The sequence below is a fragment of the Streptomyces sp. NBC_00299 genome (assembly GCF_036173045.1).
In the GTDB taxonomy this organism is placed as follows: Bacteria; Actinomycetota; Actinomycetes; order Streptomycetales; family Streptomycetaceae; genus Streptomyces; species Streptomyces machairae.
The window spans coordinates 3,748,020-3,762,831 of record NZ_CP108039.1; the positions used below are offsets into that span (position 1 = coordinate 3,748,020).

Consider the following 14,812-nt stretch of genomic DNA (forward strand, 5'->3'; position numbering starts at 1 on the left):
CGGCAGTCCCTAAACTCGGCTTGTTTCAAGGAGGGAGCCTCAATCGTGCGCAAGGTGCTCATCGCCAACCGTGGCGAAATCGCTGTCCGCGTGGCCCGGGCCTGCCGGGATGCCGGGATCGCGAGCGTGGCCGTCTACGCGGATCCGGACCGCGACGCTCTGCATGTCCGCGCTGCGGATGAGGCGTTCGCCCTGGGCGGTGACACCCCGGCAAGCAGCTATCTGGACATCGAAAAAGTCCTCAAGGCCGCACGCGAGTCCGGCGCGGACGCCATCCACCCGGGCTACGGCTTCCTGTCGGAGAACGCCGAGTTCGCCCAGGCCGTCCTGGACGCCGGCCTGATCTGGATCGGCCCGCCGCCGCAGGCCATCCGCGACCTCGGTGACAAGGTCGCCGCCCGGCACATCGCCCAGCGCGCCGGCGCCCCGCTCGTCGCGGGCACCCCCGACCCGGTCTCCGGCGCCGACGAGGTCGTCGCCTTCGCCGAGGAACACGGCCTGCCGATCGCGATCAAGGCCGCCTTCGGCGGCGGCGGACGCGGCCTGAAGGTCGCCCGCACGCTGGAGGAAGTGCCCGAGCTCTACGACTCCGCGGTCCGTGAGGCGGTGGCGGCGTTCGGGCGCGGGGAGTGCTTCGTGGAGCGGTACCTCGACAAGCCCCGGCACGTCGAGACCCAGTGCCTGGCCGACCAGCACGGCAACGTCGTGGTCGTGTCCACGCGTGACTGCTCGCTGCAGCGCCGCCACCAGAAGCTGGTGGAGGAAGCCCCCGCCCCGTTCCTCTCCGAGGAGCAGGTCGCGCAGCTGTACTCCGCCTCCAAGGCCATCCTCAAGGAGGCCGGCTACGTCGGCGCCGGCACCGTCGAGTTCCTCGTCGGCATGGACGGCACGATCTCCTTCCTGGAGGTCAACACCCGCCTCCAGGTCGAGCACCCGGTCACCGAGGAGGTCACCGGCATCGACCTCGTGCGTGAGATGTTCCGCATCGCCGACGGCGAGGAACTCGGCTACGACGACCCGCAGCTGCGCGGCCACTCCTTCGAGTTCCGCATCAACGGCGAGGACCCGGGCCGCAACTTCCTGCCCGCCCCCGGCACGGTCACCACGTTCGCCCCGCCGACCGGCCCGGGCGTCCGCCTGGACGCCGGCGTCGAGTCGGGCTCGGTCATCGGCCCGGCGTGGGACTCCCTGCTCGCCAAGCTGATCGTCACCGGCGCCACCCGTCAGCAGGCGCTCCAGCGCGCCGCCCGCGCCCTCGCCGAGTTCCAGGTCGAGGGCATGGCCACCGCGATCCCGTTCCACCGCGCGGTCGTCAAGGACCCGGCCTTCGCGCCGGAACTGACCGGCTCCAGCGACCCGTTCACGGTCCACACCCGCTGGATCGAGACCGAGTTCGTCAACGAGATCAAGCCCTTCGCCACCCCCGCAGACGCGGAGGCTGACGAGGAAGCCGGCCGCGAGACGGTCGTGGTGGAGGTCGGCGGCAAGCGCCTGGAGGTCTCCCTCCCGTCCTCGCTCGGCATGACCCTGGCCCGCACCGGCCTGGCCGCCGGCGCCAAGCCCAAGCGCCGCGCGGCCAAGAAGTCCGGCCCCGCCGCCTCCGGCGACACCCTCGCCTCCCCGATGCAGGGCACCATCGTCAAGGTCGCCGTCGAGGAAGGCCAGGAGGTCAAGGAAGGCGACCTCATCGTCGTACTCGAAGCGATGAAGATGGAACAACCGCTCAACGCCCACAAGTCCGGCACCGTCAAGGGCCTGTCGGCCGAGGTCGGCGCGTCGCTCACGTCCGGCGCGCCCATCTGCGAGATCAAGGACTGACACACCCGGTACAAGCCTTACGGCATCCGAGGCGCCCGGCGGACTGGAACGCACAGTCCGCCGGGCGCCTCGTTGCAGCCGGGCGCGATGGCATCCTGGAGGCACGCCAAGGGCGCGTGAGAGGGCAGGTGGGAGTCATGGTGGGCGCGACCTCGCGCGAGAGTGCGGGGAACTCAGGCACGGCGGCGACACCGCCGGCACAGCCGCGTGCCATGCGCGCCGATGCCCGCCGCAACCATGAGCGCCTGCTGGCCGAGGCCAGGTCCGCCTTCGCCGCCCACGGCACGGACGCGTCGCTGGAGGACGTGGCCCGCCGCGCGGGCGTCGGGATCGGCACGCTGTACCGCCACTTCCCCAACCGTGACGCCCTGTTGAGCGCGGTCTTCGAGGACGCCGTCGGCGACCTGCTGACCCGGTCCCGCGAACTCCTGCACGCCCCAGAGCCCTGCGCGGCCCTGGTGACCTGGCTGCGCGAGATGGTCACCCACGCCGGCGAGTACCGCGGCCTGGCCAGGTCCCTGATGTCCGTCTCGTACGACAACACCTCGGCCCTGGCCCAGTGCAGCGGCCCGATCAGGGAGGCGGGGGGCGCACTGCTGGCCCGGGCTCAGGAGTCGGGCGCCGTGAGACCGGACGTCTCGATCAACGACCTGCTTCAGCTGACCCACGCGATCGCACTGGCGGCGGAGGAAACGCCGGGAGACCCGGACCTGGCGGACAGATTGCTGCACTTGACGCTGCGGGGACTGAAGCCGGCCTAGGGGGCGAGGCTGTATCGATGTGCGGCTCCGCCGCGTGGGCGCGACCAGCCACAAACCACCCGCACGCGCACATCAGCGCAAACCCCTACGGCGAAGTGGCGCCCGGCCGCGCCGTCGGCAGACTACCGCCGCCGCAGATCCGCGACGCGAGCCCGCTCACGTTCCCGCTCCGCGCCCTGCTCCCCCAGCACCGCCGCGGCCGACCGCAACCCCGCGGCACCGCCCGGCACCTGCCCCCGCCGTGGCCCCGGCAAGGCACGCCGCCGCGCCGGGACCTCGTCACCCCCCGGGTTCCCGGTCGCCCCGGCCACGGCGATCTGCACCCCCTGGTCGGCCAGGGCCTGGAGCTCGGTGTGGGCGCGGTCGTCATGGGCCGGCGGCTCGTCGGTGACCAGCCGGGTGATGACGTCCGTGGGCACCGTCTGGAACATCGTGTCCGTGCCGAGCTTGGTGTGGTCGGCGAGGACGACGACCTCCGCGGCCGCCTGGACGAGGGCCCGGTCGACGGAGGCCGAGAGCATGTTGGACGTGGACAGGCCGCGCTCGGCGGTCAGACCGCTCCCGGAGAGGAAGGCCCGCGACACCCGAAGCCCCTGCAGGGACTGCTCGGCACCGCTGCCCACCAGGGCGTAGTTGGACCCGCGGAGCGTCCCGCCGGTCATCACGACCTCGACCCGGTTGGCATGGGCCAACGCCTGCGCCACCAGGAGGGAGTTGGTGACGACGGTCAGTCCGGGCACCCGGGCGAGCCGGCGGGCCAGTTCCTGTGTGGTGGTTCCCGCCCCTACGACGATTGCCTCGCCCTCTTCCACGAAATTCGCGGCGAGGTCGGCGATGGCCGTCTTCTCGGCGGTCGCGAGATGTGACTTCTGCGGAAAGCCGGACTCCCGCGTGAACCCGCCCGGCAATACCGCACCGCCGTGCCGGCGGTCGAGGAGTCCTTCTGCCTCCAGTGCGCGCACGTCCCGCCGTACGGTCACTTCGGAGGTCTGGACGACGCGGGCGAGCTCACGGAGCGACACGGCCCCGTTCGCTCGCACCATTTCGAGGATCAATTGGCGACGTTCTGCAGCGAACACGAAACTGACAGTAACCCCAACGACCGTCTGCTTTCAGCAGTTTGCGCCGAATAGCAGAAGTTGTTCGCACGCGAGGGCAAGGAGTGGTATAGGGCCTAGTCCCGGCGCCTATGCCGTACGCATGCTCGACAACTCCCTGTGACCAGCGGGGAATCGGTTCCGGCCGCCCGGGTTCGCCTTAGAGTTCGCCGCCGGACTTCCGGGTGTGGAGCTGTCGTGCCACCTCGGCGATCGACCCCGAAAGAGAGGGGTACACGGTGAAGGCGTTCGCGATCTGTTCGACCGTCAGATTGTTGTCGACCGCGATCGAGATCGGATGGATCAGTTCCGAGGCGCGCGGGGAGACGACCACGCCGCCGACCACGATGCCCGTGCCCGGACGGCAGAAGATCTTGACGAAGCCGTCCCGGATGCCCTGCATCTTCGCGCGCGGGTTGCGCAGGAGGGGGAGCTTGACGACCCGGGCGTCGATCTTGCCGCCGTCGACGTCCGCCTGGGTGTAGCCGACGGTGGCGATCTCGGGGTCGGTGAAGACGTTGGACGAGACCGTCTTCAGGTTCAGCGGGGCCACCGCGTCGCCGAGGAAGTGGTACATGGCGATACGTCCCTGCATCGCCGCGACCGACGCGAGGGCGAAGACTCCGGTCACGTCACCGGCCGCGTACACGCCGGGGGCCGTCGTCCTGGACACCTTGTCGGTCCAGATGTGCCCGGACTCGCGCAGCTTGACGCCGGCCTCCTCCAGGCCCATGCCCTCGGAGTTCGGGATGGCGCCGACGGCCATGAGGCAGTGGCTGCCGCTGATGACGCGGCCGTCGGCGAGGGTGACCTCGACGCGGTCGCCGACCCGCTTGGCGGCGGCGGCACGCGAGCGGGCCATGACGTTCATGCCGCGGCGCCGGAAGACGTCCTCGAGGACGGCGGCGGCGTCCGGGTCCTCACCCGGCAGCACGCGGTCCCGGGACGACACGAGGGTGACCCGTGAGCCGAGCGCCTGGTAGGCGCCGGCGAACTCGGCGCCGGTGACACCGGAGCCGACCACGATGAGTTCCTCGGGCAGCTCGGTGAGGTCGTAGACCTGGGTCCAGTTGAGGATGCGCTCGCCGTCGGGCTGGGCGTCGGGCAGCTCGCGCGGGTGACCGCCGGTGGCGATGAGGACGGCGTCCGCGGTGAGGGTCTCCTCGGTGCCGTCGGCGGCACGGACGACGACCTTGCGCGAGCCGTCGAGGCCCTGCATGCCCTCCAGCCGGCCGCGGCCGCGCAGGACCCGGGCGCCGGCGCGCGTGACGGAGGCGGTGATGTCGTGGGACTGCGCGAGCGCGAGCCGCTTGACACGCCGGTTGACCTTGCCCAGGTCAACGCCGACGACACGCGCGGGCGTGTCGATGTGCGGGGTGTCGTCGGCGACGATGATCCCCAGCTCCTCGTACGAGGAGTCGAAGGTGGTCATCACCTCGGCCGTGGCGATGAGAGTCTTCGACGGCACGCAGTCGGTGAGCACCGACGCCCCGCCCAGACCGTCGCAGTCGACGACGGTCACCTCCGCGCCGAGCTGGGCGGCCACCAGGGCCGCCTCGTATCCGCCGGGTCCGCCACCGATGATCACGATCCGAGTCACGTACTCCATTGTCCCGCACGCATCACCGTGGTACTGCCTGGGGGCCCGCCCGAGACACCACCGTTACGGGAGGGGCACACGATTCACCTGCCGTACCCTCTCCCCATGTCGCTCTACGCCGCGTACGCCGGCAATCTCGACGCGCGGCTGATGACGCGCCGCGCCCCGCACTCGCCGCTGCGCGCCACCGGCTGGCTGAACGGGTGGCGACTGACGTTCGGGGGCGAGCAGCTCGGCTGGGACGGCGCGCTGGCCACACTCGTCGAGGAACCCGGCGAGCAGGTCTTCGTCGCGCTGTACGACGTCGCCCCGATGGACGAGGACTCCCTGGACCGCTGGGAGGGCGTCGGTCTCGGCATATACCGCCGGCTGCGGGTGCGTGTGCACACGCTGGAGGGCGAGGAGTCGGCGTGGGTGTACGTGCTGAACGCGTACGAGGGCGGGCTGCCGTCCGCGCGGTACCTCGGCGAGGTCGCGGACGCGGCGGAGTCGGCCGGCGCGCCACACGATTACGTGATGGAGCTGCGGAAGCGCCCCTGCTGACGGAGGGCGACTCCTAGACTGGGCGAATCGGCCCATCATCGGGAGAACTCATGGCCCCCACCACGTATGACGTCTACTACACGGTGCAGGCCGCCGAGGCCCGTGACCGGCTCGAGGACAGGCAGCGCAACGCGTTCGACAAGGGCATCGCGCTGCTGGCCCGCGATCCGTTCCTCTCGGTGTCACGGCCCATAAGCTCCACGGGCGACGACCGAACGATCCGGCTCACGCAGAACGTCCTCGTGGAGTACACGGTCAGCCGCGGCCGGCTGTTGATCTTCATCGTGGAGGTCTTCAACGACAAGGACGTCCTCATTCCCGAGGACTGAAGGCGCCGGGTGAGCGTGCCGCTTGCCGGTGCGGTCTTCGTTGGAAACGACAAGACAACGATCGCCATCCCGTGAGCTCTGTCATCTACGCGCGTAGGCCCAAACCGGCTACCCTCAGTCGCGTGAACGCATCTCTTCTTCCGGACGACATCCAGGGCGACCCCCACGCCGCCGCCGACGCCGCCGCCGCGCGCCTGCGCGAACTCACGGGCGCCGAGACCCACGACGTCGCCCTCGTGATGGGCTCCGGCTGGGCTCCGGCCGTGGACGCCCTCGGCGAACCCGAGGCCGAGTTCCAGGTCACCGAGCTGCCGGGGTTCCCCCCGCCGGTGGTGGAAGGGCACGGCGGCAAGATCCGCTCGTACCGGATCGGCAACAAGCGTGCGCTGGTCTTCCTGGGCCGTACGCACTACTACGAGGGCCGTGGAGTTGCCGCCGTCGCGCACGGGGTGCGTACCGCGGTGGCCGCCGGCTGCAAGACGGTCGTCCTCACCAACGGGTGCGGCGGTCTGCGCGAGGGCATGCGTCCCGGGCAGCCGGTCCTGATCAGCGACCACATCAACCTCACGGCCACGTCCCCGATCATCGGCGCGAACTTCGTCGACCTCACGGACCTGTACTCGCCGCGGCTGCGGGCGCTGTGCAAGGAGATCGACCCCTCTCTGGAGGAGGGCGTCTACGCCCAGTTCCCCGGGCCGCACTACGAGACGCCGGCGGAGATCCGGATGGCTCGGGTCATCGGGGCCGATCTGGTGGGTATGTCGACGGTGCTGGAAGCCATCGCTGCGCGTGAGGCGGGGGCCGAGGTGCTGGGGATCTCGCTGGTGACGAACCTTGCGGCGGGGATGACGGGGGAGCCGCTGAACCACGAGGAGGTTCTGCAGGCCGGGCGGGACTCGGCCACGCAGATGGGGTCGCTGCTGGCGCAGGTGCTGGGGCGTCTGTAGGGCGTTCTCTTCGCCCCCGCCGCCCCTACCCGTCCCGTCCTTGAAGGGGCGGAGCGGGGGTCTTGGGGCGGCAGCCCCCAGGTACGGGACGGGTAGGGGCGGCGGGGGCGAGAACCATCCCACCCCCAGCCCCCTCCCCACCACAAGAACGAGAGGTTGACCGACGTGCACGACGATCTCATCGCCCGGGCCCAGGCGTGGCTCGCCGAGGACCCGGACCCGGAGACCCGCGACGAGCTCGCCAAGCTCATCGACGCCGCGGACGTCGAGGAACTCGCCGCCCGCTTCAGCGGCACCCTCCAGTTCGGCACCGCGGGCCTGCGGGGCGAGCTCGGCGCCGGCCCGATGCGCATGAACCGCACGGTCGTCATCCGCGCCGCGGCCGGCCTCGCCGCGTACCTGAAGAAGCAGGGCCACGAGGGCGGTCTCGTCGTCATCGGCTACGACGCCCGCCACAAGTCGGAGGACTTCGCCAGGGACACGGCCGCCGTGATGACCGGCGCGGGCCTGCGCGCCGCCGTACTGCCCCGCCCGCTCCCCACCCCGGTCCTCGCGTACGCGATAAGGCACCTCGGCGCGGTAGCCGGAGTCGAGGTCACCGCCAGCCACAACCCGCCGCGCGACAACGGCTACAAGGTCTATCTCGGCGACGGCTCCCAGATCGTCCCGCCCGCGGACATCGACATCGCGCAGGAGATCGCCGCGGTGCCGTCCCTCACCGTCGTCCCCCGCCCCACGGAGGGCTGGGAGACCCTGGACGACAGCGTCCTGGACGCCTACCTCGCCCGCACGGACGCGGTCCTGTCCCCCGGCTCCCCGCGCACCGCCCGCACCGTCTACACGGCGATGCACGGTGTCGGCAAGGACGTCCTCCTCGCCGCATTCGAGCGGGCCGGCTTCCCCGCCCCCGCCCTCGTCGCCGAGCAGGCCGAGCCCGACCCGGACTTCCCCACCGTCGCCTTCCCCAACCCGGAAGAGCCCGGCGCGATGGACCTGGCCTTCGCCAAGGCCCGCGAGACCGCCCCCGACCTCGTCATCGCCAACGACCCCGACGCCGACCGCTGCGCCGTGGCCGTGCGGGCCGGAGACGAGGACGGAGGCGACGAGTGGCGGATGCTTCGGGGGGATGAAGTCGGCGCCCTGCTCGCCGCCCACCTGGTCGGCCGTGGAGCACGCGGCACCTTCGCGGAGTCCATCGTCTCCTCCTCCCTCCTCGGCCGGATCGCCGAGAAGGCGGGGCTGCCGTACGAGGAGACCCTCACCGGCTTCAAGTGGATCGCCCGCGTCGACGGTCTGCGCTACGGCTACGAGGAGGCCCTCGGCTACTGCGTCGACCCCGAGGGCGTACGCGACAAGGACGGCATCACCGCCGCCCTGCTGATCACCGAGCTGGCGTCCGTCCTGAAGGCCGAGGGCCGCACGCTCCTCGACCTCCTCGACGACCTCGCCGTGACCCACGGCCTGCACGCCACCGACCAGCTCTCGGTGCGCGTCCAGGACCTGTCGGTCATTGCCGACGCCATGCGGCAGCTGCGCGAGCAGCCGCCGACCGAGCTCGCCGGGCTGGCCATCACCCGCGCCGAGGACCTCACCCAGGGCACGGACACCCTCCCGCCCACCGACGGTCTGCGCTACACGCTCGATGGCGCCCGCGTCATCGTCCGTCCCAGCGGCACGGAGCCCAAGCTGAAGTGCTACCTGGAGGTCGTCGTCCCGGTCGCGACCCACGCCGACCTCCCGGCCGCCCGCGCCGAGGCGGCCGAGCGGCTGGCGACGATCAAGCGGGATCTGTCGGCGGCGGCCGGCATCTGAGCCGTACGAGTACGCAAAGTTCTCGTCGTTCGCGAAGGGGTGCCTCCATTCGGAGGCACCCCTTCGCGCGATTTCCTCGTGGTGGTTGACCCGGGCTCCACGCCCGGCCCCGGCGCACGGGCAACGGTGGGCGGGCAAGCGCGTCACCGAGTTGCCTGGAGCCGCCGCCGTGTCCACGACCGTCCGGCCGACACCCCGAGCGACCACCTCCGCCCACGGCGAGGCGCGGTCCGGCTCCCCGCCCCCACAGGGGCGCCCCGCACCCCTGCACGCCCTGCGGTACGCGGCCCCTGCCCTCCTCGCCTACCTCGCCGTACGCGGCACGGGCCCGCTGGTGCTCACGGTCTGGGCACACCGGCAGCGACACGGAGTCCGGCCGATCCTGGCGAGGCAGTGGCGTGCAGCGGCTATGGCGCAACACTCCGCCTACTGCGGTGTGCGTACCTGGCACTCGTGTATCCGGGCGCCCCCTGAGCCCCGACGCGGCCCGGTTCCCGGCGGGTTGGCGCCGCTGTCACCACTCGGACCCGGCACGTCAGGCCGTCGCCAGCAGAATCGCCAGCAGCACGGCCCCGGCGATGACCGGACCCGCTACCTCGTAGGCCCACCGCACGGTGACCTCACCCTGCGAGGACTCCAGCTCCTCCCGCTGCTCCAGCAGTTCCCGCAATTCGTCCATGACCTTGTCGGTCTCGGCCCGCGCCGGGCCGTCCATGTCGACATCGCCTCGCGGCGCCCCGAACCCGAGCCCGCCGAATCCCATGCCCCCGCCGCCGCGGCCACTGCGCTCACCCCGCGCGGCAGCGCTCCGTGCCGCCGCCGACCGGGCCGATTGCCGTGCCGCCTTCTTGCGGGCCCGCAGCGAGACCGGCACCGCCCAGAGCTGGAACTTGGTGCCGGACTTGTCGACGACCTCGTTCGAGTAGCCGGACCGCAGTGCGGCGACCTGGCCCCACGGGAGCACGATCACGCGCAGCGGGTTACGGATGCGCAGCCGGTCCTCGTTGGCGTAGACGGCGGGCCTCAGCGTGAACGCGGACACCAGCGGCACGATCAGGATCAGCGCCGCGAGCGCCACCCACTGGGTGCGGCCCTCGCCCCGGACCAGTGCGTCGATGCCCAGCCAGAGGGCGATTCCCAGCAGCATGACGCCGCCGACGATGCCCATGGGCGAGCGGTAGACGCGGTCCTTCGGCACGGGGGCCGGGGTGGGGGGCTGGTGCTCCGGGGTCGTCATGGGGCCGATTCTGCCGTATGCCCGCCGGCGGCTTGGTGGGGCGCCCCTTCGCCATGGGGGCGGGCCGGCGGGGGCGGTGCGGGTTGTCGGTGGCTGGTCGCGCAGTTCCCCCCGCCCCTTGGGCCGGACAGCTCCCCGGCAGTGCGCGGATCCGTTCCCTGTCGCCGCAGAAACAGATCCGTTCCCTCGGCGCAGGACAGATCCCGGTCCCTCGGGGTGTACAGCCGCTACGCGCGTAGATATGCTCGTCTGGTGACCATGCCCACCAATGCACCCACCGCAGCTCACGCCCTTACGGACGTCACCGCGTCCGACAGTACGCTGCGCCGCTTCCTTCACGGGCTGCCCGGCGTCGACGCGGTCGGCCTGGAGGCGCGCGCCGCGTCCCTCGGTACCCGTTCCATCAAGACGACCGCCAAGGCGTACGCCATCGACCTCGCCATCTCGATGGTCGACCTGACGACGCTGGAAGGCGCGGACACCCCGGGCAAGGTCCGGGCGCTCGGCGCCAAGGCGGTCCACCCCGACCCGAGCGACCGGACGACCCCGGCGACCGCGGCCGTCTGCGTCTATCCCGACATGGTGGCCACCGCCAAGGAGGCCGTCGCCGGCTCCTCGGTCAAGGTCGCCTCGGTCGCCACCGCCTTCCCGGCCGGGCGGGCCGCCCTCGGTGTGAAGCTGGCGGACGTCCGGGACGCCGTCGGCGCCGGCGCGGACGAGATCGACATGGTCATCGACCGCGGGGCGTTCCTCGCGGGGAACTACATGAAGGTGTACGACGAGATCGTCGCCGTGAAGGAGGCCTGCGGGACGTCTGCCCGCCTCAAGGTCATCTTCGAGACCGGCGAGCTGTCGACGTACGACAACATCCGGCGCGCGAGCTGGCTCGGCATGCTGGCGGGCGCCGACTTCATCAAGACGTCCACCGGCAAGGTCGCCGTCAACGCCACCCCCGCGAACACCCTGCTTATGCTGGAAGCGGTGCGCGACTTCCGCGCCCAGACCGGCATCCAGGTGGGTGTGAAGCCGGCCGGCGGGATCAGGACGACCAAGGACGCCGTCAAGTTCCTCGTCCTGGTCAACGAGACCGCCGGCGAGGACTGGCTGGACAACCACTGGTTCCGCTTCGGCGCCTCCTCGCTGCTGAACGACCTGCTGATGCAGCGTCAGAAGCTGGCCACCGGCCGCTACTCCGGCCCCGACTACGTGACGGTGGACTGATCACCATGGCATCGGTATTCGAATACGCACCGGCCCCCGAGTCCCGCTCGATCGTCGACATCGCGCCGTCGTACGGCCTGTTCATCGACGGCGAGTTCGTGGAGGCGGCGGACGGCAAGGTCTTCAAGACCGTCTCCCCGTCCACCGAGGAGGTCCTCGCCGAGATCGCCCAGGCCGGCGAGGCGGACGTGGACCGCGCCGTGAAGGCCGCCCGCAAGGCCTTCGTGAAGTGGTCGGCGCTGCCCGGCTCCGAGCGCGCGAAGTACCTGTTCCGCATCGCCCGGATCATCCAGGAGCGCAGCCGTGAGCTGGCCGTCCTGGAGACACTGGACAACGGCAAGCCGATCAAGGAGACCCGCGACGCCGACCTCCCCCTGGTCGCCGCGCACTTCTTCTACTACGCGGGCTGGGCCGACAAGCTGGAGCACGCCGGTTTCGGCGCGAGCCCGGCGCCCCTCGGCGTGGCCGGCCAGGTCATCCCCTGGAACTTCCCGCTGCTGATGCTGGCGTGGAAGATCGCCCCGGCACTGGCGACCGGCAACACGGTCGTGCTGAAGCCGGCCGAGACCACCCCGCTCTCCGCCCTGTTCTTCGCGGACATCTGCCGCCAGGCGGGCCTGCCCAAGGGCGTCGTCAACATCCTGCCCGGCTACGGCGACAGCGGCGCCGCGCTCGTCGCGCACCCGGACGTCAACAAGGTCGCCTTCACGGGATCGACGGCGGTCGGCAAGGAGATCGCGCGGACCGTCGCCGGCACCCACAAGAAGGTCACCCTGGAGCTGGGCGGCAAGGGCGCCAACATCGTCTTCGACGACGCCCCGATCGACCAGGCGGTCGAGGGGATCGTCAACGGCATCTTCTTCAACCAGGGCCAGGTCTGCTGCGCCGGCAGCCGGCTGCTGGTCCAGGAGTCGATCCAGGACGAGCTGCTGGAGTCGCTGAAGCGTCGCCTCTCCACGCTCCGCCTCGGCGACCCGCTCGACAAGAACACCGACATCGGCGCGATCAACTCCGAGGAACAGCTCACCCGCATCACCTCGCTCGTCGAGCAGGGCGAGGCGGAGGGCGCCGAGCGCTGGTCGCCGGCCTGCGAACTCCCCGAGAGCGGCTACTGGTTCGCCCCGACGCTCTTCACGAACGTCACCCAGGCGCACCGGATCGCCCGCGACGAGATCTTCGGCCCGGTCCTGTCGGTCCTGACCTTCCGCACGCCGGACGAGGCCGTCGCCAAGGCCAACAACAGCGCGTACGGCCTGTCGGCGGGTATCTGGACGGAGAAGGGGTCGCGGATCCTCGCCGTCGCGAACAAGCTCCGCGCGGGCGTCATCTGGTCCAACACGTTCAACAAGTTCGACCCGACCTCGCCGTTCGGCGGCTACAAGGAGTCGGGCTTCGGCCGCGAGGGCGGCCGCCACGGCCTGGAGGCGTACCTCGCCCCGTCGAGCCCGGAGGGCGAGCGATAAATGAGCACAGTTGAGAAGAACGACAAGACCGAGCGCGCCGAGCGGCTCTCCGTCTTCAAGACCTACAAGCTGTACGTCGGCGGGAAGTTCCCGCGTTCCGAGAGCGGCCGGGTGTACGAGGTGACGGACTCGAAGGGCAACTGGCTGGCGAACGTCCCCCTGTCCTCCCGCAAGGACGCCCGTGACGCGGTGGTCGCCGCGCGCAAGGCGTTCGGCGGGTGGTCCGGCGCGACGGCGTACAACCGCGGCCAGATCCTCTACCGCATCGCGGAGATGCTGGAGGGCCGCCGCGAGCAGTACGTCCGTGAAGTCGCCGACGCCGAGGGCCTGTCGAAGTCGAAGGCGGCGGCGCAGGTCGACGCGGCGATCGACCGGTGGGTCTGGTACGCGGGCTGGACGGACAAGATCGCCCAGGTGGTCGGCGGCGGGAACCCGGTCGCGGGCCCGTTCTTCAACATCTCCTCCCCCGAGCCGGCCGGCGTGGTGGCCGTCCTGGCCCCGCAGGAGTCGTCCTTCCTGGGCCTGGTCTCGGTGCTGGCCCCGGTGATCGCGACGGGCAACACGGCGATCGTGGTGGCGTCCGAGACGTCCCCGCTGCCCGCCCTCTCCCTGGGCGAGGTCCTGGCCACGTCCGACCTGCCGGGCGGCGTCGTCAACGTGTTGTCGGGCCGTACGGCGGAGATCGCGACGCCGCTGGCCGCGCACCAGGACGTCAACGCGATCGACCTGGCCGGCGCCGACGAGGTGCTGGCGAAGGAACTGGAGATCGCGGCGGCCGACAACCTGAAGCGCGTCCTGCGTCCACAGCCTGTGGACGACTGGGCCGCCGCCCCCGGCATCGACCGCATGACGGCGTTCCTGGAGACCAAGACGGTCTGGCACCCGACGGGTTCGCTGGGCGCGTCCGGCTCGTCGTACTGACCACCGGCACGACGGCCACTCAAGACCGGAGAGCCGTGCCTCCCCTCCGTCCGGGGGAGGCACGGCTCTCTGCCCTGCCGCCGCGACGAGTTGTCAGGTGAACGCGAGAGGGCTGTGAGGTGTGACGCGCGCTGCAATTGCGGTACGCGGGGTCGTACGCGGGCCCTGCGATGCCTCAGACTGGTGTCCCGTGAGTTCCCATCCGCCCATACCGACGCGAGTCGTGCTGCTCTGCGGCCCTTCCGGCTCCGGCAAGTCCCTTCTCGCCGCCCACTCCGGTCTTCCGGTGCTGCGGCTCGACGACTTCTACAAAGAGGGTGACGACCCGACCCTGCCGCAGGTCCCCGGGAGCTCCGACATCGACTGGGACCACCCCGACTCGTGGGACGCGGACACGGCTGTCGCCGCGATCGCGGAACTGTGCCGCACGGGCCGTACGGACGTTCCGCTGTACGACCTCTCGCTGAGCGCCCGCACGGGCGCGGAGACCGTCGACATCGGCCGCACCCCCCTCTTCATCGCGGAGGGCATCTTCGCGGCCGAGATCGTGACCCGCTGCCGGGAGCTCGGCCTCCTCGCCGACGCGCTGTGCCTGAGCCGCGGCCCCATGAAGACGTTCCGCCGCCGCTTCCTCCGCGACCTGCGAGAGGGCCGCAAGTCGGTCCCGTTCCTGCTGCGCCGCGGCTGGCGCCTGATGCGCCTGGAACGTTCGATCGTCGCCCACCAGACGTCCCTGGGCGCCCACGCCTGCGACAGGGACGAGGCCCTCGGCCGCCTCACCGCAGCAGCAGCGGGCCGCCGCCCGGCAGCGACACCGGCCACCTGAACGCACAGGGCGCCCTGTCCTTCGTAAGGTCCATCGCCGTCGGTGACACTCCCGCCGGAGCGCTCCTCATGAAGGCCCGCTGACCGCACACGAAAGAACGGGACTGGACGGACCCCCCGGCCCTCCAGCCCCGCTCTCGTCGTGCTCCCCCGAATCCCCCGTGGGAGCACTCCCCCGTGTTTCCCCGTGGGCCCCCCGGCCCCCGTGGGCCCCCCACTTCTTACCGCTCCCCCGTTG

13 protein-coding genes are annotated in these 14,812 nt (G+C 71.2%); 10 read left to right on the forward strand and 3 right to left on the reverse strand.

What is annotated here, in order from left to right; all coding sequences use genetic code 11:
* Positions 1-45: 45 nt before the first annotated feature.
* Positions 46-1,818, forward strand: coding sequence for an acetyl/propionyl/methylcrotonyl-CoA carboxylase subunit alpha (locus OHT51_RS16305; protein WP_328879676.1), 1,773 nt, complete (start codon positions 46-48; stop codon positions 1,816-1,818).
* Positions 1,819-2,030: 212 nt separating this feature from the next.
* Positions 2,031-2,579, forward strand: coding sequence for a TetR/AcrR family transcriptional regulator (locus tag OHT51_RS16310; protein WP_328879677.1), 549 nt, complete (start codon positions 2,031-2,033; stop codon positions 2,577-2,579).
* 122 nt (positions 2,580-2,701) lie between these two features.
* Here the strand turns inward: OHT51_RS16310 and OHT51_RS16315 are convergent, their stop codons facing one another.
* Complete coding sequence (locus OHT51_RS16315) at positions 2,702-3,658, reverse strand: DeoR/GlpR family DNA-binding transcription regulator (RefSeq protein ID WP_328879678.1); 957 nt, start codon at positions 3,656-3,658, stop codon at positions 2,702-2,704.
* Positions 3,659-3,836: 178 nt separating this feature from the next.
* Positions 3,837-5,285 carry an NAD(P)H-quinone dehydrogenase gene (locus OHT51_RS16320; RefSeq protein ID WP_328879679.1) on the reverse strand — a complete coding sequence of 483 codons (1,449 nt, stop codon included), beginning with the start codon at positions 5,283-5,285 and terminating at the stop codon, positions 3,837-3,839.
* A 96-nt stretch (positions 5,286-5,381) separates the two neighbouring features.
* On the opposite strand from OHT51_RS16320, the gene OHT51_RS16325 reads away from it, so the two are divergent.
* From OHT51_RS16325 to OHT51_RS16340, 4 genes are all read left to right on the forward strand, one after another.
* The gene (locus OHT51_RS16325) at positions 5,382-5,819 is read left to right on the forward strand and encodes a gamma-glutamylcyclotransferase (protein WP_328879680.1); all 438 of its coding nucleotides are present in this window, start codon (positions 5,382-5,384) and stop codon (positions 5,817-5,819) included.
* A 50-nt stretch (positions 5,820-5,869) separates the two neighbouring features.
* A complete protein-coding gene (locus tag OHT51_RS16330; protein ID WP_328879681.1) occupies positions 5,870-6,148 on the forward strand; it encodes a hypothetical protein in 279 nt (92 codons plus the stop codon).
* A gap of 122 nt (positions 6,149-6,270) precedes the next feature.
* A complete protein-coding gene (locus tag OHT51_RS16335; RefSeq protein ID WP_328879682.1) occupies positions 6,271-7,095 on the forward strand; it encodes a purine-nucleoside phosphorylase in 825 nt (274 codons plus the stop codon).
* Between the two features lie 165 nt (positions 7,096-7,260).
* Positions 7,261-8,907 carry a phospho-sugar mutase gene (locus OHT51_RS16340; protein ID WP_328884337.1) on the forward strand — a complete coding sequence of 549 codons (1,647 nt, stop codon included), beginning with the start codon at positions 7,261-7,263 and terminating at the stop codon, positions 8,905-8,907.
* A 535-nt stretch (positions 8,908-9,442) separates the two neighbouring features.
* On the opposite strand, the gene OHT51_RS16345 is transcribed toward OHT51_RS16340, so the two are convergent.
* Entirely contained in the window at positions 9,443-10,144 is a 702-nt protein-coding gene (locus OHT51_RS16345) for a PH domain-containing protein (RefSeq protein ID WP_328879683.1), read from the reverse strand.
* 252 nt (positions 10,145-10,396) lie between these two features.
* Here OHT51_RS16345 and deoC point away from each other — a divergent pair, with 252 nt between their 5' ends.
* The 4 genes from deoC (at position 10,397) to OHT51_RS16365 (ending at position 14,575) form a co-directional block, all read left to right on the forward strand.
* Positions 10,397-11,365, forward strand: a complete 969-nt coding sequence (gene deoC, locus OHT51_RS16350; protein WP_443052493.1) for a deoxyribose-phosphate aldolase — start codon at positions 10,397-10,399, stop codon at positions 11,363-11,365.
* Positions 11,366-11,370: 5 nt separating this feature from the next.
* Positions 11,371-12,828, forward strand: coding sequence for an aldehyde dehydrogenase family protein (locus tag OHT51_RS16355; protein ID WP_328879684.1), 1,458 nt, complete (start codon positions 11,371-11,373; stop codon positions 12,826-12,828).
* The gene (locus OHT51_RS16360; protein WP_328879685.1) at positions 12,829-13,749 is read left to right on the forward strand and encodes an aldehyde dehydrogenase family protein; all 921 of its coding nucleotides are present in this window, start codon (positions 12,829-12,831) and stop codon (positions 13,747-13,749) included.
* A 190-nt stretch (positions 13,750-13,939) separates the two neighbouring features.
* Positions 13,940-14,575 (forward strand): uridine kinase family protein, encoded by a 636-nt coding sequence (locus tag OHT51_RS16365; RefSeq protein ID WP_328879686.1) that lies wholly within the window; start codon positions 13,940-13,942, stop codon positions 14,573-14,575.
* The last annotated feature ends 237 nt before the right edge of the window (positions 14,576-14,812 follow it).

Excerpts from the sequence above, each read along its gene's own strand:
- OHT51_RS16325 (WP_328879680.1), top strand. The coding sequence starts at position 5,382 with ATGTCGCTCTACGCCGCGTACGCCGGCAATCTCGACGCGCGGCTGATG.
- OHT51_RS16310 (WP_328879677.1), top strand. The coding sequence starts at position 2,031 with ATGCGCGCCGATGCCCGCCGCAACCATGAGCGCCTGCTGGCCGAGGCC.
- OHT51_RS16320 (WP_328879679.1), bottom strand. The coding sequence starts at position 5,285 with ATGGAGTACGTGACTCGGATCGTGATCATCGGTGGCGGACCCGGCGGA.
- OHT51_RS16330 (WP_328879681.1), top strand. The coding sequence starts at position 5,870 with ATGGCCCCCACCACGTATGACGTCTACTACACGGTGCAGGCCGCCGAG.
- OHT51_RS16355 (WP_328879684.1), top strand. The coding sequence starts at position 11,371 with ATGGCATCGGTATTCGAATACGCACCGGCCCCCGAGTCCCGCTCGATC.
- OHT51_RS16345 (WP_328879683.1), bottom strand. The coding sequence starts at position 10,144 with ATGACGACCCCGGAGCACCAGCCCCCCACCCCGGCCCCCGTGCCGAAG.
- OHT51_RS16360 (WP_328879685.1), top strand. The coding sequence starts at position 12,829 with ATGAGCACAGTTGAGAAGAACGACAAGACCGAGCGCGCCGAGCGGCTC.